The organism is Rhodobacter sp. NSM (assembly GCF_052244495.1).
In the GTDB taxonomy this organism is placed as follows: Bacteria; Pseudomonadota; Alphaproteobacteria; order Rhodobacterales; family Rhodobacteraceae; genus Cereibacter_A.
Genome location: NZ_JBQPXH010000010.1, coordinates 36,781 through 59,179, shown reverse-complemented (window position 1 = coordinate 59,179; position 22,399 = coordinate 36,781). Strand labels below are relative to the sequence as shown.

Here is a 22,399-nt window from a genome sequence, read left to right as displayed (position 1 = left end):
AAGAGCTCCTCCCATGGAAATGCGGAGCCGCCTCCTCGCGGCTCCGCGGTGCGGTTACTGGACCAGGCCCGCTTCCCGGGCGACTTGGCGCAGCGTTTCGGTCTGCTCTGCCACGAACGCGGTCAGTTCCTCCCCGGCGAGGTTCAGCGGCATCAGCCCCTTCTCGTGCTGGATCTTCTGGAACTCTTCAGTCGCATAGGCGGCCTTGAACGCCTCGACCCAGCGGTTGTAGTCCTCGTCGGGCACGTTCTTGCCTAAGTAGAACCCGCGCATGATGGTCCAGGTCACGTCGAAGCCCTGCTCCTTCGCGGTGGGGATCTGGTCGAAGGGCGGGTCCAGCCGCTCTTCCGCCATGATGGCCAGAACGCGCATGTCGCCCGCCCCGAGATGGGCGGCCATCTCGCCCGCGTCACCCGTATAGACGGCGATGGAGCCACCGAGCAGGCCCGCAACGGCGTCGCCGCCGCCATCGAAGGCGACGTAGCGCATCGACCGCGGGTCGCCGCCCGCCGCCTTCAGAAGCAGCGCCGCCTTCATCCAGTCCTGGGAGCCGACTGAGCCGCCCGCGCCCACGACTACGCTGCCCGGGTCCGCATTCAGCGCCTCGATCACGTCGGCAAGCGTCTGGTAGGGACTGTCGGCGCGCACAATCACCGCACCGTAGTCCGCTCCGGCCGTCGCCACGAAGCGCGCGTCCTTTTCGGTCCATTCGCCATACTTGCCGACGACAAGGTTCAGGAGAGACCCGGTCGAGAAGGCCACGATCGCGTTCGGATCATCGCTCCGCGTCGTGTTGAAGAGGTTAAAGGCCACGGCTCCGATGCCGCCGGGCATGAAGGTCACCTCCATCGGGCGGCCGAAGGCGTCCTCCAGACCGGACTGCGCCACGCGGCAGGTCAGGTCGAAGCCGCCGCCGGGCTGCGCCGGAGCTACGCATTCCGGCCGGTCGATCTCAGCGAAGGCCGGCAGCGCCAGCGACGAAAGCGCGACCGCCAGGGCGGTGCCGCGAAAAGGGTTCATGATGTCCTCCCACAGGATGCTTGCCTGATTGCGCTCGCCCGAATCGTTCCTCCACGACCGGGCGGCTGCCGCAAGATTGCGCCGCGCTCTTGTCGTCTGGCTGATACGGGGCTGACAGGACGCTGACCTGCGCCTTCCCTGTGGCCTCTGCACTTCCGCGACATGGGCGGCGCGCGTAGGATCGCGGCCATGCGGATGCTTCTGGTCGAGGACAATGACGATCTGGCGGAGACGATCCTCGATCGCCTGCGCGCCGAAGGCCATGTGGTGGACTGCGAGACCGATGGCGAGGAGGCGAACGCGCTGCTGCGCCACGCCCGCTTCGACATCGTCCTTCTCGACGTGAACCTGCCCGGCCGCAGCGGCTACGAGGTGCTGCGCTCGCTGCGCGCCCGGGGCGACGAGACGCCGGTCCTGATCCTGACGGCGCGGAGCGAGATCGACGACCGCGTGGTCGGGCTGGATGCCGGCGCCGACGACTACATGGTGAAGCCCTTCGACTTCCGGGAGCTTTCCGCCCGGTGCCGCGTGCTGGCGCGTCGCCGCTCGGGCAGCGCGAGCAATGTCTTCACGGCCGGCTCGCTCAGCTTCGACAGGGCGGCGCGGCTGGCACGGCTCGAGGGAGTCGACCTCGACCTGCGCGCGCGGGAGATCCAGCTGCTGGAGATCCTGATCGACAACCTCGGTCGGATGCTGACCAAGGAGGAGGTGGCCGACAAGCTCTACACCTTCCAGGAGGCGCCGAGCCTGAACGCGGTCGAGCAGATCGTCACCCGCCTGCGCCGCAAGATCGAGGGGTCGTCGCTGGCGGTCAAGACGACGCGGGGGCTGGGATACATGGCCTATGTCACGGACGAGGACTGAGCGCCGGGGCCACTCGATCCGGCGCCGGATGCTGGCGCTCATCGCCACCGGCTTCCTTGTGCTGCTCTGCGTCAACTCCGCCCTGCTCTGGACCTATGCCGGGCGCGCCGCGGACGACAGCTACGACCTGCTGCTGCATGGGGCTGTCCGCACTATTCTCGATCGCACGGCGCCGGGGCCCTCCGGTCCGACGGTGGATCTGCCGCCCGTCGCGATGGAAATCCTCGCGCTCGCGCCACGCGAGCGCGTGGTCTACCGGGTGTTCTCGCCGGCCTATGGCGAGATCACCGGAACGCCCGACCTGCCGCTGCCTGCCTCGTTCGAGCCTTCGGATCGCGCGGTGTTCTACGATGCCCGCTACGATGGCGATGCGATGCGCTTCGCGGTGCAGGGCAGGATGCTGACTTCGCCGGGGGGTCGGACTTGGGTCGAGGTGCAGGTGGGTCAGACGCGCGAGGCAAGGCTCGACCAGTTGCTGTCGCTTTTCTTGACGGGCATGGCCGGGGTGGTCCTGGTCTCGGTGATCGGGCTCGGCTTCGTCTGGCTCGCGATCTCGCAGGCGTTGAAGCCGCTCGTCCAGGTCGAGGCCGAACTGAAGGCGCGCCACCCTCGCGACATGTCGGAACTGAGGGGCCTGCCGCCGGTCGAGATCGAGGGGCTGATCGGCTCGATCAACGGCTTCATCGCCCGCGCGCGCGACAGCCGTGCGCTGACCGAGAGCTTCATCGCCGATGTCGCCCATCAGACCCGAACCTCGCTTTCGGCCCTTCAGGGCCAGCTGTCGCTCGCCACCGATGCGCGCGACTTCCAAGGCATGCACACGCGGCTGGTGAAGGCCGAGCGGCAGGCGGAGCGCGTGGTTCGCTTGACCAACCAGCTGCTGGCGCATGCGATGGTGATCCACCGATCCGACGAGGCGAGTCTGCATCCGGTCGCTATGACCCCGCTCGTCCGCGATCTGCTGGCCGAGATGCTGCGGGACACGCGGGTGCGCGGGACGACCTTCACTTTCGACGTTGACGACTTTGCGGAAGGGGGTGACGTGATCCTTGGCGACGAGGTCTCCCTGCGGGAAGCGATTCGCAACCTGATCGAGAATGCGCTCCGCCATGGTCCGCCCGACAACCTGATCGACATCGACCTGCGACGAGAGGGGTCCGACGCCATCCTCCTCAGCGTCTCCGACGCCGGACCCGGCATTCCCGAGGCCGATCGGCCGCGGGCGCTCGAACGGTTCACCTCCATTGCCCGCGTCTCGGCCGGATCGGGTCTCGGGCTTGCCATCGTGAAGGCTGTCGCCGAAGGCCACCGCGCCTCGCTCCGGCTCGAGACATCGCGGCGCGGCGGATTGAAGGCAATCCTGACCTTTCCGCGGCTGGTGACGCTGATGGTCATGCTCTGGCTCGGGGCGGGCGCAGCGCCTGCGGCCGCCGAAATGCTCCGCATCTCCAGCGCCACCGACCGGATCGCCGTCGCCCCGCTCATCGCCGCGTTCGAAAGGCTGCATCCGGGCGTGACGGTCGCCTATGACGAGTTCCAGACCACCGCCCTCTACGACGGGGTGCTGGAAGGGAGCCTCGCTGCCGATCTCGTCATCAGCCCGGCGATGGACCTGCAGGTGGATCTGGTGAACCGAGGTTTGGCAATCCCGCTCGACCTGCCCGAGGCGGGTCGCCTGCCCCCTTGGGCCAGCTGGCGGTCGGAGCTCTTCGGCTTCACGTTCGAGCCCGCCGCCATCATCTACAGCAGAGCCACGTTCGCTGCGGACGACCTACCTGCCACCCATCAGGAGCTTGCCAGCTTCATCCGGGCACGGGAGGACGAGCTGCGCGGCCGCATCGGCGTCTACGACCTGAGCTACTCGGGCATCGGATACCTCTACGCGACGCAGGAGGCGGAGTTCGGTCTCGACGCGGCCCGCATGAACGAGACCCTGGGCCGGGCCGGGGCGCGTACCTTCTGCTGCACCTCCGAGATGATTGCGGCGACGGCGCGGGGCGATCTCGCGATGGCGCTGAACGTCATCGGATCCTATGCGCTGACGGAAGAGACGCCGGGCGTCGGCGTCCACCTGCTGGACGATTACAACCTCGTCATGACGCGGACGGCGTTCGTGCCCAGAACGGCCGCCAATCCCGAACTCGGCGCCCGCTTCCTGACGTTCCTGCTGTCCGATAAGGGGCAGCGCCTGATTGTAACGGGCTCGCGGCTGCTGCCGATCCTGCCGGTCGGGACCTTGGAGACACCGGCGCTGCGCACGATCCGGCAGCACGAGGGCGCCTTTCTGCCGATCCGCCTCGGACCTGGTCTTCTGACCTATCTCGACAGGCTGAAGCGCGCACGGTTCCTCTCGAGCTGGGAGGCTGCGCTGCGACCGTCGCCGTAAACTGTCTTTCGGGATGAGTCCGCGTCAGACTTGTGGAGCGAACAGATATTGCCGCATCCTTCGGCCGCTCAAGTGGCTCGGGGAGGTTGCGGACGGGGCGATGAAGTCCACTATTTCGGAACGGTGCGCGCTGGCCTGATGATGGGCGCAAGCAACATTGGGATCTCGCCCGTTGGCACTCGCGCGGGTCGAAGCAATGCCCGATGGATGAATGATCTGAAACACCCACACGGTGGCCCGTTCCAATATCCTTCAACCAGAACCCGTCACGAGATGCGGACCTCGTTCCGGCCATGCCACGTGACCGCCCTTTCTCACCGCCACAATCGCCTCGCGCAGGGCAATGGCCGCTGTGGGCAACGATACTCACAGGGAGAAGCGCGGTCACCTTGCCCTCGTGATCCCGCTCGAGATGTTGCGCGCGCCCAACTGGTTGCAGGGGTGTCAAGCCCGCCAAGGTCCAATGTTCTTCGACGTGGTGTTCTTTTAACGGGCTTCCGCCTGCGCAGACGGTTGCAGGCGGCACATGCTCTCGCCACCGCCTCTTATGGTGCCATCAGGCTGGACGCGTCCTCGGCCTCTCCCAGCGGCAGGGACTTGGTCAGCGCGTCGAAAGCTCGCAGATCAGCGATGAGCCGCTCCATCCGGTCCACCGGGATCATGTTCGGTCCGTCTGAAGGGGCGCGGTCCGGATCCTCGTGCGTTTCGATGAAGAGCGCCGAGACCCCCACCGCGCAGGCCGCCCGCGCGAGCACCGGGGCGAATTCGCGCTGCCCACCTGATGAGCCGCCGAGACCTCCCGGCTGCTGCACCGAATGGGTCGCATCGAAGACCACCGGCCAGCCGGTCGCGGCCATGGTCGGCAGGCCGCGGAAATCGGTCACCAGCGTGTTGTAGCCGAAGGAGGTCCCCCGCTCGCAGAGCATGATGCGGGTATTGCCGGTCGAGACCACCTTCTCGGCCACATTTTTCATGTCCCAAGGCGCAAGGAACTGGCCCTTCTTGACGTTAATCGCCTTTCCCGTCTCGCCCGCTGCCAGCAGCAGATCGGTCTGCCGACAGAGAAAGGCGGGGATCTGGAGGACATCGCAGACCTCGGCAGCCTTCGCGCAATGGTCGGGCTCGTGGACATCGGTCAACACCGGCACGCCAAATTCCTCGCGGATGGTTCCAAGGATCTCAAGTCCCTTCTCCATCCCCAAGCCCCGAGCCGTCCCGATCGAGGAGCGGTTGGCCTTGTCGTAGCTGGCTTTGAAGATGAACTTCGTGCTGGTGGGCACGCAGGCTTTGGCGATGCGCTCCGCCATCATGCGGGCATGATCTAGGCTCTCGAGTTGGCAGGGTCCGGTGATCAGCGCGATCGGGTTTGCTCCTCCGATGGCGATGTCGCCGATGGTCACGATGGTGGTGGGCGTCTCTGTCATGGCCGTCTCTCCCCGCGCTGTTGGCCCACCCTTATGCCAAGGCGCCAGGGGGTTCAAACAGCACGCGCGAAGCGTGCCTATTTCCTTTAAGGCTTGGCTCGGTACTGGGCGACCAGATTAACCGACGTTGTGGTGTTCACGAGCGACTGTGCGGATGGCACAGATCGGCTGCTCGACCGGCTAGCGGACCGGGAGGAGGTGATCCACCTGCCAAACCCGGCTGTTGCTACGGATTCGAGCTGCTTCCAGCCGGCGGCGCTGACCTGGCTGCATCGCCTGCGGCCTAATGCGAGGCGGAGATCGCGATCTCGATCAATGTGGATGAGTTCATGAACATCCATGCCGGGGGACGGAAGCCTCGTTCAATCCACTTGCCGCAACTAGTCTGAGTTGCCCCCATTTTACCGGCCACTCAGGCGAATCCGGTTCGAGCCAGGCTGGATCAGCTGCCCAATGTCCCGGCACGACAGGTGGCACTCGGCAAGTGGCGCAGCCGGCGCGGGGTCAAGACTTCTATCTGGCTGTCGCTCCGGGTCGAGCGCATCCGGAGCCACTGACTGGATTTTCTGCCGTCCAAGAGCTCGTGCTCTGGCTCGACGGATCTGTCGGTGCTGCACCCGCGGGCGCCGGCCGCAACTCGTGTAGTCCTTGAGTGACTGTCGGACATTAAGACCTGTGCGCTGCGAGGCAGAGAGCTCCTCGTCTGCCCCAAGATCACGGCGCGACCGGATCCTGACAGAAATCTAGGGCAACAAAAGCAACTCCAGTGACGCGAAAGTCCACGACGGGGCTGCCGATGGTCAGCCGCGCGCGTAGGCGTCCTCGTAACGCAGGATGTCGTCTTCGCCGAGATAGGCGCCGGTCTGGACCTCGATGAGTACCATTGGTACCTTGCCGGGGTTCTCCATCCGATGGACTGAGCCTAAGGGTACGTAGATCGACTGGTTCTCGGTCACCAGCCGCACCTCCCCGTCCACCGTCACACGGGCCGTGCCCGCCACCACGATCCAGTGTTCGGCCCGGTGGTGATGGCTCTGCAGCGAGAGCACGCCGCCGGGCTTCACCATGATCCGCTTTACCCGGAAGCGGTCGCCCAAGACCAGAGTTTCGAACCAGCCCCAAGGCCGGTGGTCGAGCGGGAAGCAATCTGCCTGTTCCGCGCCCTTGGCCTTCATCGCCGCCACCGCCTCCTTCACCTCCTGCGCGCAGTCGCGATGCGCTACTAGTACCGCATCGGGCATGGCCACGGCCACAATGTCTCGGAGCCCGATCCCCACCACCTCAAGTCCCGGCGCCTCGGAGCGCAGCAGGCTGCCCTCGCAGCGGATCGCGGTGGCCGCCCCGGAAAGCGCGTTGCCCGCCCCGTCCGGGCCAAGCTCGCGTCGTACCGCCTCCCAGTCGCCGAGGTCCGACCAGTGCCCTGCGAAGGGTACAACAGCTCGGTTGGTAGCACGCTCCATCACGGCATAGTCGATCGAGATCTCCTCGGCCTCGCTCCAGGGTCCGGGGGCAAGGCGCAGGAAGCCAAGGTCCGGCTCGGCCGCCTCGACCGCGCGGCGTACCGGATCGAGGAGACCCGGCACATGGGCCCTAAAGGCCTCAATGATGGTGCAAACCCGGAAGAGGAAGATCCCTGCGTTCCAGAAGTAGGTGCCTGCCGCGCACATTTGCTCCGCAGTTCTGAGGTCTGGCTTCTCGACGAAACGAGTCAGAGGCAGGGGCGTGAGGCTGCCCTCGGGCGGCAGGTCGGACAGTTCGAGCCAGCCGTATCCCGTCTCGGGCCGAGTCGGCCGGATGCCGAAGGTTACGAGATCGCCCGTCTCGGCCGCAGCCGCCCCCGCCTTGACTGCGGCGCAGAAGGCGGCCCCGTCGGGCACCACATGGTCCGTGGGGCAGACGAGCATCAGAGCTTCGGAATCGCGCGCCGCTACATGGAGGGCCGCAGCGAGGATCGCGGGCGCCGTGTTGCGCGCCGCGGGCTCGATCAGCACCACACCAGGATCGATCCCCGCCTCCTGCAGCTGCTCGGTCACGATGAAGCGGAAGTCGGAATTCGTGACGACGACCGGACGGGTGAAGCCTGCGCCCGAGACCCGCTCGGCCGCGGCCTGGAACAGGGTGCGGCCCCCGGTGAGGGCGGCGAACTGCTTGGGATAGCTCTTCCGCGAGAGCGGCCACAGCCGGGTGCCGGATCCTCCGCAGAGCAGGACTGGAACGATGGACGTCATGAAATGCACTCCGGGTCAAAATGATCCGCCTCAGCTTAGGCCAAACCGGGGTCTTCGGAAACGGCTTCCGCCGTGGCGGAGAACAGGATGGATCGCTTTTACCCGACCGATTGCTCACCCGGCCTTCAGATCCTCGACCGTGCCCGCTCCACGAGGCGTAACGTCGTCTTCGGCTGTCACGCCGTGACTTGGAAGACCTGCTTGGCCAAGTCCCCGCCGATGATCGATACTTTCTTCGTCATATCCAAGAGCTACCCCACCTATTATCAACGCCACTTACTGTAATCGTCGACATCCAGCTCAGGGTGTGATGACCAATGTCATCACCGAGGGTGGGCCGCCTTTCCGGGCCGGAGGACATTGATGCTTTGCCCGGCCCGGCAATGCCGGGCAAGTGCAGCGAAGAGATATTATTGGGCCGAGGGCGAGGCCCTCCGAGGCCGGCCCCTTTATGAGGAGCGGGACGCGCGGATCTCCATCTTGGCAGCGGCCACCGAGCCGACATGCCGGATACGTTTGTGCAGACTGACCACGCTGTCATTCAATCGCCGCTTGCAACCGGGGCGGGCCATACGTTTTTACACGCAGGCTGGAGGTGTTTGATCCCACGGTTTGATGGTGCGATCCTTTCGCAGGAATGAAAGGAAGCACTATGGGACAAGTTCGTCACGGGAGCGCCACGACCACGCACGCCGTCAGAGCTGCAATACAGCGATCGCAAGCTTCGGTCGCGACGAGTGTGTGAATGCTTTTCTTGCCCGACCGCTCGAGGGCGCATGGCCTTACTTGTGGCTCGCCGCGACCCACGTGAAGGTGCGCGAGGGCGGGCGGATCGTGAATCGTGCCGTAATAGTCGCCGTGGCCGCGAACGAGGACGGCAAGCGGGAGGTGCTGGGCGTCGCGACCGGCCCCTCCGAGGCCGAGACGTTCTGGACCGAGTTCCTGCGCTCGCTGGCCAACCGCGGTCTGCGCGGGGTGAGGCTGGTCATCGCCGACGACACAAGGGCTTAAGGGCCGTGGCGCGACGGGTGTTCAACGCCACCCACCAGAGGTGCCGGATTCACTGGATGCGAAATGCCCTGGCACACGCTCCGGCCAAACAGCGCACGGCCGTCGCCGCGATGCTGAAGACGATCTTCGCCCAAGAGACCAAGGCCGATGCTGAGCAGCAATGGAGCGTCGCCGACGACGCGCTGCGGGAAAAGCAGCCCAAGCTCGGCTCCCTCCTAGATGCCTCCCGGGACGGGCCCGGAAGGTCGAGGTCTCTTGGCCTCTGTCGGGCAGGATCAGATCTTCAGCTCGTTTGCCGACCGACCTTGGGCGAGCGCTTCCTCGAACCAGCGGGGTCTCCGGCCGCGCCCGGACCAGGTTTCCTCGGCATTTGAAGGATTGACATATTTGGGCGGGGCGCCGGTGCGTGTGCGTGTGCGTGTGAGAGGCGCGCCGATGAGTTCCGCGAGGGTGAAGCCAAGCGAACGTGCCTTTTCCTCGAGCTCTTCCCGCGCCTCTCTCTTCCGACGATCCTCATAGGTTGCAATGGCCTTGTCGAGCTGCGTGCGCAAGGCCTTGAGCTCTTTCAGCGACAGTTTCTCAAGATCAAGTTCGGCCAATAGCTGCTCCTGTTACGATGTTTCCTTTTCCGTAACCCTTGTGCTCAGGCTTGGCAAATTGTCTTTTCAGGAGGCTCTGTTGCACAAATTGGCTGATGACCGGACTTCCCCTTTACGCGGACCGGCCTATCCTGCGACCTCTGTGACAGGCGTGCCGAGGGCGGTGAAGCTGTTCAAGACGGCGACGCGGACCTGAAACTCGGCGACCTGACGGTCGAAATCCTTGGCGGACAGTCGCTGGCCCAGCAGCTTGCGCAGTGCATTTTAGTCTCTGCGCGGCTTCGGCGGTGATAGCCGCTCCATCGTCGCCAGATGGTCCGCCCGACACGCTTCGATGTGCGCAGGATCTCGTTGCGCGCGACAGCACCTGGGGTGTCAGGCTTTCAGGGCTTGGCGTTCTTGCGGGGCGGGATGATCGCGGCGGCGCCGCGGGCCGCAATGGCGTCATGGCACTTGCGGGTGTCGAAGGCGCCGTCGGCGGTGACGCTGGCGATTTCGTGTTCCGGCGGGATCTGGTCGAGCAATTCGGGCAGCATGGGTGCATCGCCGATGTCGCTGGTGGTGAATTCGGCGGCCCGGATCTTCAAGGAACTCTCGTCAATCCCGATGTGGACCTTGCGCCAGATCCTGCGTTTGGCGCCGCCATGCTTGCGGGCGTTCCACTCGCCTTCACCTCGACCTTGATCCCGGTGCTGTCGATCACCAGTGCAGGGGGCCGTCCGAGCCTCGGTAGGGCATGTTCACCTTTAGGGTCTTCTGGCGACGGCTGAGGGTGCTGAAATCGGGCACGGCCCAGTCAGGCCGACCAGCTGCAGCAGGCTCTCGACAAAGCCGGTCGTTTGTCGCAGCGCCATGCCGAAGAGGACCCTCATGGTCAGGCAGGTCTGGATCGCGGCATCGCTGTAGTCACGCTGTCGGCCGCGCTTGCCGGTCGGCGTGGCCGCCTAGGTCATGGCGGGGTCGAACCAGATCGCCAGAGAGCCGCGGCGCTTGAGCGCCTTGTTGTAACTTGGCCAGTTCCGGGTCTTGTAGGTCGGGGGTGTCGGTCTGCTCATGCCGTCCAGCTATCGCGCTGGGTTCAAAAGATGAATCATCTGAGGCGATTTGTGCAACAGTGCCCGGAAACTGGAACATGACGCAGCAGTCGATTGGTGGAATGACCTTCTACAGCGGCCGCGACAGGGATGGATACGCGTTCAGCGGGACCTGCGGCCAGTGCGGCTGCGGCGGGTCATCCCGTCGCCCGGCGGCGTTCGGGACGGTCATCCGGCTTCTTCAGGAGGGATGACGGATCCTAGCGGATACGGAAACGCCAAGAGAGATCAAGGGCGATCTGCCGGTTGTCGAAGAGGTCTACACTCGATTGGGTGCGCACATATTGCACTGAAATATCCAAGGCGGGCGTGATCTGACGGAAGAGGGCCACGCCGGTACTCACATCTCTCTGGGCGATACCAAAGACCTGTCCGCCACTGGCTCGGGATTGCCAGAGCGAGAGCCCGGTCACCGCGCCTGCCATGCGCCAGCGCAGGTCGGCGAAGACATCGAGCCGCTCGGCGGTGCGGCCCTCCACGGCCCGTCCGAAGCCTGTGCCGAGGCGGGTGGCGAGGCCAGGCCAGACCGAATGCAGTTCAAGCCCAGTCCGTGGCTGCCGGTACTCCGGCTGCCGGCGCTCGGTAAGGTCGAGGCGGATCTCGTGATAGCTGTTCGGTGCGGTGAAGAGCCGGGCGAACTGGAACATGGTCTCGCGCTGTTCGTAATGGCTAAGGCTGCGAACGCTCTCACTTTGGTTGACGCAGAGGTCGAGAAAGCTCCAACTCCGCAGGTGGTTGCGGCTGCATAGCAGAAGCCGCCGGTCGCGCCGCTCGTAACCACCATGCAGGGCGTGCGAGATGGCACCATCAGCCTCCACCTGCAAGTATCGCCCCGCTCCCCATGCGAGGCGCGCTTCGCTCTCGAAGAGGAGCCCGGCGGTGGCGCCGGATCTGGCGACATAGACAGGGTCGATCTCGAGCCAGCCGCCGCCGAGCGCGATCCGCGACCGGGCCATCCCGCCGTTCAGGTTGGGTGACCAGCCCAGCGTCGGACTGAGCGAGGCCTCGGCCATTACCCATTCGAACCCGCCCCTATGATAGAATCCTTGAGCAATCATGTCCGCCTTCAGCGACAAGGTGCGCGCCATCGGGCTGCTCCCCTCGGCCAACGCTTGGCCGTGGGCCAGGATTCGCAGGCGCTCGGAGATGACAAGATCGCCGCTGCGTCCGAGCTCATAGCTCTGGCTGCATGCGTCGCCCGGCAGGAGTACCGCCACCACCGCCAGCGCCAGCAGTTCCGTCTCGCGTAGCTGGAACGACCAAGGTCTTCCTGTCGTCTCCCTCGTCCGGGCCATCAGCGGTAGTTGAGCTGGCTGCCCCAGAAAATTCCGTCTGAACTCAGCCGTGCGCCATTGGCGGTGAAGACGCCCGAAGTCGTCATCTGCTCGTTCTGCCGGGTGAGACTGGCCTCGTCGCCGCTGATGCTGCCGCGCAGATGGCCTTGGGCGGTCAGGGTCTCGCCCCCTACCCGTGCGGTCTGGGTGATCGCGCCGCCGTAGGTGCCGGTGAGGATGTTGAAGGTCAGACTGTCGGCCAAGACTTCAGTCTCGATCCGGGATGTCTCGTTGATGCCGGTATGCAGGTGGATGGCTGCGGTGCCGGTATCGAAGTCGATGGCCAGTGCTTCCAGATCGCCCACACCGGTCTGGACCTCGCCCCCATCGACGCTGGCGTAGACCCGGAAGTTGCCGTTGCCGCGGAAGTAGTACTTGCCGCTCCCGATCGGGTTGCCGGCGCCATCGACATTGTCGAAGGGGGCTTGGTCAGCGGTGAGCCGCAGCACCTTCTGGACCTTTTCGTTGCCCTCGACGTCCTTGTCGATCTGGGCGATGACCTCGATGAAGACTGAATCGGCGTAGACGTTCTCCGCGCGCTCGATCAGGTTGCGATAGCCTGCTGGCGTGGCCGGGTTGGAATCATCGAACTGGCCGAGCGCGTCGCGATCCGCTTGTGTCGCGGCATGGTCGATGCGGACACGGCTGTAGCCATTGTGGTCGGTCACGTAGTGCTCGATGCCTTCGGTTACCACCTCGCGGCCGGTGAACGTCGGCTCGACGTCAGTGCCGCCGCTCCTTCCCCCGCCGCAGGCAGTCAGGCCGCAGCAAATCAGGGTCCAAGCCAGTGGTCGCAGCCGTTCCGACCGCAGGCGAACCGCCGCACCCGGCGCACTCGTCAACATCATGCGAGCAACTCCTTCCCGCTCCTGAAGGCCTCGACGGGCCAGTCCATGTACGCCCGTCCGAAGGGAGGAGGAGCATGGCCGAATTGATAATTGGCTGGCGCACTCGCGGCAAGGTGCGCCGCTGTCTTAAGGGCTTTGGGTTTTCTTGTTGGGACGGCCATCCGATCAAGCGAAACCTATTCCCGGGGCGCACAATACTAGGCCAGCCTGCCACCCTTGAGCCGGCGCCAGGTCGCTTCGAGGCGGCCTCGATCAACTTGAAGAATGAAGCCTCTGCGATCTGTCCGGCTATGCCCGAGCCTTTTCCTGCTCGAGGGCGTTGACGAGTTTGATGGTGGAGAAGAAGCGGACCTTTCGGCGATGATGCTCGATGAACTGAATGCCGATGGCGGTGGCGATGTGAGCGCGCGGGTACCCGACGGCGCTATCGGCAAGCTAGGCCCCTCTGGGACATGGCCTCCGCAGTCAAAGCTTCGGAGTAACGCTTGCAGACGACTCGTTAGGGTTGATTTCATGTTCTACCTTGGCGCGAATGGCGAATGCTCGATCGTTCCAGATCGACCCTCTAACAGGTTCGTGGGCAAAAGCCAGGACATTCAGCTTGTCCAGAAGGCCGTTTCCGGTCTGTGTCATGGTGTAGACGATCGAGTAACCGCAACCGTTTGCGGCCTCAACCGTGGCCAGAACATTTCCTCGCTCGATACGAGGCTTGAGACCGCGCAAAATTTCCACAGGACTGGTGTTGATTTCAAGATAAGGAAACCCGATCGGACGCTTCGTTTCGGAGCTTGTTCCGAACATGTTGCCACAAGGGGTGCGCCTGTTTTTCAGCAGGGGTTCTCCTGCCGTGTTGAAGTACCAGGCCCATTGCCCTCTCTGCTTCACCGTAGGCTCCCCGAGCTGTGCCAGAAGGGCCTCCTCGACTGCTTCGAGGCGCGGTGCGATGTTCTCCGGAGGAGCATGTTCGCGCAGGAGGGCGACGACCCGACCCTGGATCGAAAAGATGCCCGTGTTATCGATGCTTATCCTTTCTTCGACGCCAGCAACATTCATCGGGTAATCCAGAACGGCGACATCTGCATCGAGGTAGGGGTCCGATATTCCCATCATTCCGATCCTTTGAGGGTACACGCGCCGCAAGGAATGGAACACCCCGACATGGCCGCCATCGTCGCCCCTGTTCTTGAGGCTATCCACGGCGTCGCCCAATGCGATCCCGCGCACGGTTGCAGGTGGTGCGCTCCTGATCCAGTCTTCGCTGGCAGGCCCGTTCATCCGGGTCAATTCTGCCGGTTGCTTCCACCCCTCGATCTGAACCAGAAGCTTGTCTCCGCTGCGCCTGGCGAAAAAGTCCCCGATCTCGCACTCCTTCCTCGACATTCCGAAGAGAAACGCGGCGAAGCCGCCGGACACTCCTGGCTCCGGCGTCACGATGATTTCGCAATGCTTGGCCGGGGCCCGAAGGACAAGCTGTATGCCGATATCGGTTGCGGAGAGAACGGCCGTGCTCTGCCCGACCCCGAAACCCGGGACCGAACCAGCCCATTCCCCCTCGATTTCCCTGAAATCTGCAATCTCATTGGTTATGCCTGACACCGCTCCGGTTTCGTCAGGGGTAGCCTGCTTTTGGGGCGCATTGCCCCAAGACCGTTTCATGACCAACCCTTCCGCGAGTGCAGAATTCGACATGACGGCATAGAGGAGAAAGCCGAAGGATCCTGAAAACTTAGCAATTTCTGTACAACGTATCATCTTATGACCCCCTGAAAATCATTATCGGGCGCAAGCTTAGATGAAGCGAGATCAAGTTCAATACGGCAGATGAAGGGTGGCATTACCCCCTTCGATCGGCTTTCTGTCCGCCGGCTTCCATCGTTGTGACCCTGAACATTCATTCCGCTGACGCCAGAGCCGGTGTTTGAGCTACGCGCAGTTGTGCCGACGGAGCGATAGCTGGGGCAGCGAAAGTCTTCGGAGTTCAGTAGGACAAAGCTGAGTTCGGGCGCTCGGTTTGATACGTCATCCCCGGTCGGCGACGGCTTGTCGGGCGGGATCGATGCCGCAGGCAAGGTTCGGTCAGGTTTGCGCGATGGCGACGGCGCGACAGGAGGGCGCAGGGTGCTGGCGCCCGTCGTCACGATGCGCCATGCATCGGAGGCTGTTGATCGGCGTCAAGGCCTTCTGCGGTCCCCGGGGCGCCGGAGCCACGATCTTTCGATACATCCCGGGATCGGGCTCCCGAGCCTCCATTCTCCTTGCGAACGGGCTGTCGGCGGCAGGCGCGCAGGAGAGCATGGTTTTCCTGACCGGATCACATATCCGCTCCGGTCTCCTCGATACTTCACGGCGCCGAAGGCGTGATCCCCGAGGGTGGCGATATCTTCCGGCCGGGTAGAAACGGGCAGGCGAGCCGTGTTCATTGGCGGGGAGTGTGCATGAAACCCGAAGCGGGGGTTCTTCGATTTGACCGTCCTTGCGGCATTTTATCCGACGATCGCCCGGATGCCGGCACGATCGGACCGGCTGCAGATCGGCGGGTCCGCGATGGAGGCCGCGCATGACCCCCTCAACCCCTAGGAGTGACACGGTGGCAGAAACAGTATCAGTCGGAAGCCTGCGAGGATGGGCGCTTGTGGCGGCCGCGGCTCTTCTGCCGTCCGCCGCCCTCGCCCAAGGCTCGCAGCAGGACCTTCTGGGGCTTCTCCAGGCCCTCGACCTTGCCTCGCGCCCGTCGGCGAACGTGACCATGCAGGGCATCGGCTCGGGCACTGTCGCCCCGGGAGGAACCCTCTTCGGGTCGATCTCCGGGTCGGACAAGCGCGAGGACACGGGCAGCAACCATGTCGATGGCTCGCTGAGCTTCGGCGCGGGCTTCGGCGATGCCGCCACCGGGATCGGCATGCAGGCCAGCCTGAACGTGACTTCGGTGGAGGACCGCGATTTCGGCGACTCGGGCTTCCTGTCGCTCAAGTTCGGCCACAGGCTCGGCGATCCGGACCTTAATCTCCATGCCGCGATCGGGTTCGACAATGTCGCGACCTGGGGGGACGCGTCGGACAATTCCGTCGAGACCACCGTGGCGCTGACGAAATTCGGCTACCTCGGCGGCAGCTGGGGCAAGCCCTACATGGTGACGCTGGGCGTCGGATCGCATGCACGCGACGACGATCCCGGCCTCATCGCGGGCTTCGGTCTCGGGCTGACCGAGCATTTCGGCGCCAGCATTTCCTACAGCGGCGACTATGCCAACATCGGCCTGGGCGTGAAGGTCCCGGGCGTGAAGGGGGTCTCGCTCGCGCTGACCTGCAATGACGTGTTCGACGAGGAGGACAGCCGGCGCACGACGCTCTCGCTGTCCTTCGCGCTCAGGAACGCCTTCGGAGGATGACATGCTGAAACTGACCGCAGCCGCGCTTATTCTCGCGCTCGTCCCGGCCGCCGGCTGGGCGGGCGACCGGGTGGTGACTGCCCCGCCCGAGCCGCTCCTGGACGTCACCCCGACGCTCCCGCAGATCGGGATCGTCTCGACCCTCGTGAGCACCCCCCAGCTGGCCGCCGCCCTGGCTTCTGCCGAGCCGGGAAGTCCGGAGGCGATCGCGGCGGTGGCGGCCGTCCTCGATGACTATGCGGCACAGGTGGATGCCGCGGGGGGCCTGCCCCCGATGACGGCCGAGGAGCGGACGATGGCGCTCGGGCTGTTGAACCGGATCGCCACGCTGACCGGGGGGACGGAGGCGATCCGCAGCCTCATCGCCAGGCTCTCGTCCTGAGGGCCGGGCGTGCCGGCAGGTCATCCGGCCTCATGAGGGCAGGCCTGCCCTGCGCGCGACCGCAGGACAGGTACCTGTCTGCGGTTTCGGGATCGCCGGCCTTTCCGCTTCCGGATTGGCCCGATGGCGAGCGGCAGCCCCCGACTCGAAGGGGAGTAAGAGCCTTGGGGGCTGCCTGGTCGTCGGACTGGCCTGGATAGGGTCGTGCCGGCCAGCGCGCACGGTTTCCCGGACAGGCAGGACCGCGCTTGTGACGCTCGCGGATCCTGATCCCGGAATGACATCTCCCTCTTCCACAGGCCACACCGCCACACCCTGCGCGGCGGCGAGGTTCGGACTGTCCACCCCAGCGGCAGAATTCGAAGGCTATATCCCCATGCCCGCGTCTCCCCCACGCGGTCGGACCCGGAGGGAAACGGGAAGACCGTCCCGGTGACGGCAATCACCGCCGCCGGGGCAGGTCTCGCTCCGGCGCGGCGGATCTGCGATGCCGCCAGCGATGGAGGCTTCGCTTGATCCTCCGGAGGGCGAGGTAAGAGAGAAGAAGTCCGAGCGGGACGTGGAAGAGAACCAGGCTCGTGTCGGTGTGCAGCCAGGGTGGCAATGCCGCTTCCGCGAAGGTGTAGAGCACGGCCACGAAGAGCAGGGCCAGGAATGCGGCGGCGGGGAGGTCGATCCACCGCAGGTTTGCGGCCTCTCCTTCGGCCATCTCCGTCTGGGTGGGCCTGTGGTAGGCCCTGTCCACGGCTTTCGGGATCACGCGGTAGGCCTCCTTCATCTCGCCGTCTTCCAGAACCTGGCGCAGCGCTTCGAACAACCTGGCCCTGACGTCGGCAAACTCCACCTTGAGAAACAGGATGGGTCGGGACACCGAGCGGAACTGCAACTCGATGCCGGTTTCCTCCCGGGCCCTGGCCCTGGCGCGCGCATTCTCCACGGAGGCCGCAAGGCCGCCGCCGATGGCTTCCGCGGCGCCGGTCAGGCCGACATGACGGGTTCCGCCGGACAGGAAGCGCCCGGCTTCCATCACCTGTTCCCTTGCTCCCAGGAAGTCCGACAGCGGCATGTCCTCATGCGCCCAGCCTGACCTTTCCCTCTGAAGGACGTTCTTCTCGAAGATCAGCAGCCGCCTGCGGTCGATGTCGATGGCAATGCCGAAGTCGTCGTTGAAATAGACCAGGTCATTCGTCCTGAAATCGTCGATGAACATGAGGAATTCCTTGCAAATCGGTCGCGACATCAGGATTGCCCGACAGCCTTTTCCGATCAAGGGCGGGCTCATTCGCCGGATGGTCACTGCCCTTTACGCCTGATGGCGCTTCGTTTCCGCCTTTCCGGCACCCCGCATCGCAGGCCCGACCGCAGCTGACAGGAGGGTGCGCCCTCAAGGCGCGCGCGGCCCTGGCTTGCGCGGCCGGCCCACGGCGGACAAGCCGGTCAGCTGCCTGCCATCGGGGCGGCTTCGGCTCGTCCGGGCATCTACCGGAGGATCCGGTCGCCGGCACGGATCCTCCTCCCCGAGCCGCCTGTCCCGATCCCGCCAGGGCGGGCGCAGGATCGCACCGGGTCGGCCGGGGGCGATCACGCCGCCTGGTCGCGGGTCTCCGCGAGAGCCTCGCGGAGCGCCGTTTCGGGGAAGCGCCGGCTCGTGCCCCGGGCGATGGAGCAGGCGAGGACCGGGAGGGGCTGGCCGCGATCGAGGGCGATGGCCCGGAAGCGCTCGCCCTCCGAGGTGAACTCGAGCCCGAGGATGTCCTGGGGCAGGGGGGGCTCGGCCGAGGCTGCGGGCGGGGCCGGCTCCGGAGGCGCCGCCGGCGGGACCCACTCCGCCACGACGAAGGTCAGTGCCTTGCCGCCGCGGCGGGCGCGGAGCACGAGGTCGCCGCAGGGCCGGTCGCAGTACTGGCTCAGGTAGCGGCCGATGCTCTTCGAGGAGAGCCGTTCGGAGCGCTGGGTGAGGCCGGCGATCAGGTCGGCGAGAGGACCGGCAGGGCTGGTCTCCACCCTTTCGTGGAGATCCCGTGCCGAGAAGGGGAGCGCCTCGAAGGACTCCCGGAGGGCGCAGAGGAGGTCGTGAAGGTGGATCGCGTCGTCGGTCTCGCGCAGCGCACGCACCGTTCCGGGCACCGGGTCGGCGAAGTGCCCGCCCGAGAGCGCCTCGGCATGACGCACGGCGGTGCGCACGAGCCGGTCCCAGGCGGTGAAGGAGGCGAAGCGGAAGGGCGGCGCCGGGAGGTCCGCCGCCAGGGCTGCCCGCAGGAGGGCGAGGGCCGCGCAGACGATGTCCTTGTGCATCCGGAGCGCGAGCTCCTTCGGGCAGAACTCGAAGCGCCTCTCGCCGGGCTGCTCGGCCCGGGCGTCGAGGCGCCAGCACAGCGCCCGGCGCTGCAGCTCGCCGTCGAGCGCGATGTTGGTGCCGGTGGCGCCGACGAGGATCCGGGTGGGGAGTCCGTCGCGCAGGATGTTGGCGCCGAGCAGCCGGTCCGACCAGGCCTCGGAGGTCAGGAAGGCGCTCAGCGGCGCCGAGGACAGGGCGCCGGTGCAGTTGTCGAAGATGAGGCTTCCCTCGGATCCGAGCGCGGCGCTGGTCAGGAGCTTGCGCATCTCGGCGGGATCGCTCTCCGGCATCGGCGCACTGACACTGACCGCCCGCCCGGCCCCGATGCTGGCCACCGTCTCCATCGCGGAGGTCTTGCCGGTTCCCATGACCGGGGCGTCGCTCACGAACATCGGCGCGGTCCACAGGACCGGCCGCAGGATGGCCGTCAGGATCCCTGCGAGAAGGGCGCCGCGCGAGGCGGCATCGACGAGGGGATACTGCCGGAACGGGGTCCAGACGACGTCGAGCGCCGCCCGGGCCTCCTCCTCGGAGAGGGTCTCGGGGATCGCCGGCCAGTCCTCGGCCGCGAAATCGAGATAGAGCCCTTCCGCGGCGTGATAGCCCGGCCGGTCGAGGAGCTTGCCCCCGGCGTTCAGGATCGGGCGGTCGAGGACGGCGACGAGCGGATTGAGCCTGCGCTGCGTGCCGAGGCTCAGGATCTGCCGCAGCAGGCGCACGGGCGGATCGATCGGCTTCAGCTGGCCCCGGGGGTCCGGCTTCAGGAAGCGCAGGTCGCCGAGCATGAGCTCGAGCATGTGTTCGTCGATGACCTGCAGCCGGCCGGCATGGACGGTGACGAGGGCGCTGCCATAATCGAAGAAGCGGCCGTCGGCCCGCATGCAGGCGAGGACGGCCTCGGTGGCCTTCCGCATCTGGCCGGCATGGACCTCGATGATCTGGAGGGCGGCCTCGAGCCGGTAGGTCGCCCCGCCATGCGCCATCGAATGCAGGACCGGCGTCCGGCCATCGAGAAACAGGCATCCCACGGCGGCCTGGCCATTGTAGTCGGGCTCGACCGGATCGAGGGTGATCGCGCGGTGATAGCCGATGCGATCGGCAAGGACCGCCGCGACCGGGACCGGCGAGAACTTCGGTTCGCCGGAGCGCTTCACGAAGAGGACGAGCTCGGGACCGAGGATGTGCTTCTCGACCGCCCGGATCAGCGCCTCCTCCTCCTCGCGGGCGGCGGGATCCGCCCCGAGCTCGCGCAGCAGGGCCGGGCGTTCCGTTGCAAGCCAGGTCTCGCGCGCCTCCTCCGCGGCCTGCCGGGCCCCGGCGCGGGCATGCTCCTGCGCCGCCTTGACCAGTTCCTCCGTGGCCGCATCGGGGTCGGGCAGCGTCGCCCGGCTGTCCCAGGCGTCCGCACCTTCCGGATTGACCAGCACCGGATCGCCGCGGCGCTGCTCGAGCCCTGGCCCGCAGATCGCCCCTGCCGCGAAGACGATCCGGTTCGGCTGCCAGACCGAGGTGTCGACGGGGCAGCGCAGGAGCCGGTTGCCGTTGCGCGCCACACGGACATGACCATGGCGCGCGAGCCAGAGCCGGAGGGTGAGGATCATCCCCACCCGCGGGATGTCGCGGGCATCGAGCAGCGGGATGTAGAGATGGAGGCCGCGGGATCCGGTCAGGTCTTCCCCCGTGTCGGTGCGGCAGATGTGCGAGGAGGAGGAGGGGAGCACGATGATCTTCACGCGCCGGAGTTCGGGCACCGCCTCGTAGAGCAGCTCGAGCAGCTCCTCGCGCGTGAGGCAGCGCCCATCGGGCAGCCCGTCGTGGTCGATCAGCAGGAAGCCCCCGGCAGCCGCGTAGTGGAAGGCCTCGGTGGTGCGGGCGATGGAGCCCGGGCGGCCCTGGGTCAGCATCATCTTGCGGGTGACGATCCGGGTGGCGCTCTCGTCGCAGGGCACACCGAGGACGAGGGACTGCGCCGTCGTCAGCCCCGAGAGGATCGGGATCAGATCTTCGGGACGCTTGAGCGTGATCGTCTCGATGCGGCCCCGGACCAGGGCGGCGCAGGTGGTCTTCCTGAGCTTGTTCTCCTCGCGCTCGAACCGTTTTGCCTGTTCGGTCGGCTGGGTCGCCGTCAGTGTCGTTACTTGGAACATCCCGTCCTCGATCTCTGCGATTGGTCGCCGGACGCTCGCCGGGATCCGGAAACGCTTCGCCCCCGTCAGTGACGGGACAGAGAGGCTTGATTTGCGAGAGCAGATGTGCTGGGGCGCGCGCCACGCGGGGCTGAAAGCCGGTTTGCCGCTTTGAAATCCGCTCCTTTTCTTCCCGAGACGTTCTCGAAGAGAACAGAAACCAGGGGAAGACAAACCGGCAAAGCGGCAAAGCGCATGGTCCCGAGGGGGCGAAGGGACTGCCCCTGGGCACCAGCCCCTGACGGTAAATGCTGTCGGGGAACGGGTCGGCCGAATATCTGGCCGTTGTGCGAGTGAAGAAGCCAGGTTCCGAACCTCGGGAAAAATGTCTTCGGGAACGGCGTTGGACCCACCGGTTCCCGTCAGGGAGGGCGGTTCGACAGTTGGAGAGCCTCCGATGTGCTTGTAGCATCGAGAGAACGAGGGCTTCGGGGAGTGTGGGGAATGGGTGTCGACGATCGGGATGAGGTCTATCTTCAGGATTTCGAGGAAGATGACCTCGTCTACTTCACGACCCACCAGGGCATCGCGGCAAACCTCGATCTCGGACGGGTGATCCTCTTCGACAAGCGCGCCTTCGGCTGGGTCTCGGAAAAGATCGCTCTCGCCGATCTGCGGCGCGTCGAGACCATCTCCACGACGCCCGGCTCGGAAGGATACTTTGCCGTGGGCGATGGGCTTCACCGTGTGGGCGCCAGCATTGGCGTTGCGATCAAGGACTCGATCGCCAAGGCGAAGGCGCGCCGAGAGGCTGGCCTCGTGCTTCACCTTCGCTCCGTCGACACTCCGGTCTTTTTCATCCACGAGCCCGACAACAGTCGCCACGCCTCTCTTTGCGAGGCCTTCAGGCAGCTTTTCGAAGGCGAAATGCGACGGCCGTTCCATGTCGTTCCGCCCGAGGTCGAGCGCGCCTTCGTCGCCCCGACCCCGGCTGAAATCGCCGCACAGGAGGTCCGCGATGCGGAGAACGAGGTGCGGCGCAGGGTGACCTCGGTCTCCGGCCGGCAGATCAAGGGACTGACAGTCGTCGCCCTCGGCGTGCCCATCGCCTTCGCGATCTATCAGGCCATCACCTCGACCGCCCCGTTCCGGCTCGGCGACAGCATTGCCGGCATCGCCGTAGGGGCGTTCTTTATCTTTCTGCTCGGCTTCTTCGGCCTGTGGTTCCTGAACGGACTCTTTTACCGTCCGTCTGCAAAGCAGACGGACGGACGCCCCCCGGCATAGCTACTTCGGCCTCCTGCGCGAAAAGCTCGTGAGAAGTAATCGCGAGCTTCGACGTTTACCGTGAGGAACT

General features: G+C 65.6%; 14 protein-coding genes and 3 pseudogenes. 6 read left to right on the top strand and 11 right to left on the bottom strand.

The features are described 5' to 3' along the window. Positions 1 to 54 precede the first annotated feature (54 nt). Positions 55 to 1,020 carry a Bug family tripartite tricarboxylate transporter substrate binding protein gene (locus ACTVZP_RS17125; RefSeq protein ID WP_443213380.1) on the bottom strand — a complete coding sequence of 322 codons (966 nt, stop codon included), beginning with the start codon at positions 1,018 to 1,020 and terminating at the stop codon, positions 55 to 57. Positions 1,021 to 1,209: 189 nt separating this feature from the next. Between ACTVZP_RS17125 and ACTVZP_RS17120 the strand changes: the two genes are divergently transcribed. Further along, positions 1,210 to 1,884, top strand: a complete 675-nt coding sequence (locus ACTVZP_RS17120) for a response regulator transcription factor (protein WP_443213379.1) — start codon at positions 1,210 to 1,212, stop codon at positions 1,882 to 1,884. Further along, positions 1,865 to 4,270, top strand: coding sequence for a sensor histidine kinase (locus ACTVZP_RS17115; protein WP_443213378.1), 2,406 nt, complete (start codon positions 1,865 to 1,867; stop codon positions 4,268 to 4,270). The genes ACTVZP_RS17120 and ACTVZP_RS17115 overlap by 20 nt, the downstream gene beginning before the upstream one ends. 545 nt (positions 4,271 to 4,815) lie before the next feature. On the opposite strand, the gene kdsA is transcribed toward ACTVZP_RS17115, so the two are convergent. Continuing rightward, positions 4,816 to 5,694 carry a 3-deoxy-8-phosphooctulonate synthase gene (kdsA, locus tag ACTVZP_RS17110; protein WP_443213377.1) on the bottom strand — a complete coding sequence of 293 codons (879 nt, stop codon included), beginning with the start codon at positions 5,692 to 5,694 and terminating at the stop codon, positions 4,816 to 4,818. An 800-nt stretch (positions 5,695 to 6,494) separates the two neighbouring features. Next, positions 6,495 to 7,922, bottom strand: a complete 1,428-nt coding sequence (locus ACTVZP_RS17105; protein ID WP_443213376.1) for a mannose-1-phosphate guanylyltransferase/mannose-6-phosphate isomerase — start codon at positions 7,920 to 7,922, stop codon at positions 6,495 to 6,497. A gap of 732 nt (positions 7,923 to 8,654) precedes the next feature. Between ACTVZP_RS17105 and ACTVZP_RS17100 the strand changes: the two are divergent. Next, positions 8,655 to 9,166 (top strand): annotated as a pseudogene (locus tag ACTVZP_RS17100) (IS256 family transposase); the annotation flags it as partial. A gap of 42 nt (positions 9,167 to 9,208) precedes the next feature. Here ACTVZP_RS17100 and ACTVZP_RS17095 read toward each other — a convergent pair. The 6 genes and pseudogenes from ACTVZP_RS17095 to ACTVZP_RS17070 form a co-directional block, all read right to left on the bottom strand. After that, positions 9,209 to 9,532 (bottom strand): H-NS histone family protein, encoded by a 324-nt coding sequence (locus ACTVZP_RS17095; RefSeq protein WP_443213375.1) that lies wholly within the window; start codon positions 9,530 to 9,532, stop codon positions 9,209 to 9,211. Between the two features lie 126 nt (positions 9,533 to 9,658). Beyond that, positions 9,659 to 10,587: pseudogene (locus ACTVZP_RS17090) on the bottom strand (IS5 family transposase). A 239-nt stretch (positions 10,588 to 10,826) separates the two neighbouring features. Then, positions 10,827 to 11,921, bottom strand: a complete 1,095-nt coding sequence (locus ACTVZP_RS17085) for a lipocalin (protein ID WP_443213374.1) — start codon at positions 11,919 to 11,921, stop codon at positions 10,827 to 10,829. Beyond that, positions 11,921 to 12,808, bottom strand: coding sequence for a viral aspartic protease (locus ACTVZP_RS17080; RefSeq protein ID WP_443213373.1), 888 nt, complete (start codon positions 12,806 to 12,808; stop codon positions 11,921 to 11,923). Before ACTVZP_RS17080 ends, ACTVZP_RS17085 begins: the two co-directional genes overlap by 1 nt. Positions 12,809 to 13,082: 274 nt before the next feature. Then, positions 13,083 to 13,210 (bottom strand): annotated as a pseudogene (locus ACTVZP_RS17075) (ATP-binding protein); the annotation flags it as partial. A 63-nt stretch (positions 13,211 to 13,273) separates the two neighbouring features. Further along, a complete protein-coding gene (locus ACTVZP_RS17070) occupies positions 13,274 to 14,560 on the bottom strand; it encodes a hypothetical protein (protein ID WP_443213372.1) in 1,287 nt (428 codons plus the stop codon). Positions 14,561 to 15,440: 880 nt separating this feature from the next. On the opposite strand from ACTVZP_RS17070, the gene ACTVZP_RS17065 reads away from it, so the two are divergent. After that, positions 15,441 to 16,196 carry a hypothetical protein gene (locus ACTVZP_RS17065; protein ID WP_443213371.1) on the top strand — a complete coding sequence of 252 codons (756 nt, stop codon included), beginning with the start codon at positions 15,441 to 15,443 and terminating at the stop codon, positions 16,194 to 16,196. A 1-nt stretch (position 16,197) separates the two neighbouring features. Further along, positions 16,198 to 16,578, top strand: coding sequence for a hypothetical protein (locus ACTVZP_RS17060; RefSeq protein WP_443213370.1), 381 nt, complete (start codon positions 16,198 to 16,200; stop codon positions 16,576 to 16,578). A gap of 442 nt (positions 16,579 to 17,020) precedes the next feature. On the opposite strand, the gene ACTVZP_RS17055 is transcribed toward ACTVZP_RS17060, so the two are convergent. Continuing rightward, complete coding sequence (locus ACTVZP_RS17055) at positions 17,021 to 17,788, bottom strand: hypothetical protein (protein ID WP_443213369.1); 768 nt, start codon at positions 17,786 to 17,788, stop codon at positions 17,021 to 17,023. 371 nt (positions 17,789 to 18,159) lie between these two features. Next, entirely contained in the window at positions 18,160 to 21,063 is a 2,904-nt protein-coding gene (locus ACTVZP_RS17050) for a DNA primase small subunit domain-containing protein (protein WP_443213368.1), read from the bottom strand. A 483-nt stretch (positions 21,064 to 21,546) separates the two neighbouring features. Here ACTVZP_RS17050 and ACTVZP_RS17045 point away from each other — a divergent pair, with 483 nt between their 5' ends. After that, entirely contained in the window at positions 21,547 to 22,329 is a 783-nt protein-coding gene (locus tag ACTVZP_RS17045; RefSeq protein ID WP_443213367.1) for a hypothetical protein, read from the top strand. Positions 22,330 to 22,399: the final 70 nt, after the last annotated feature.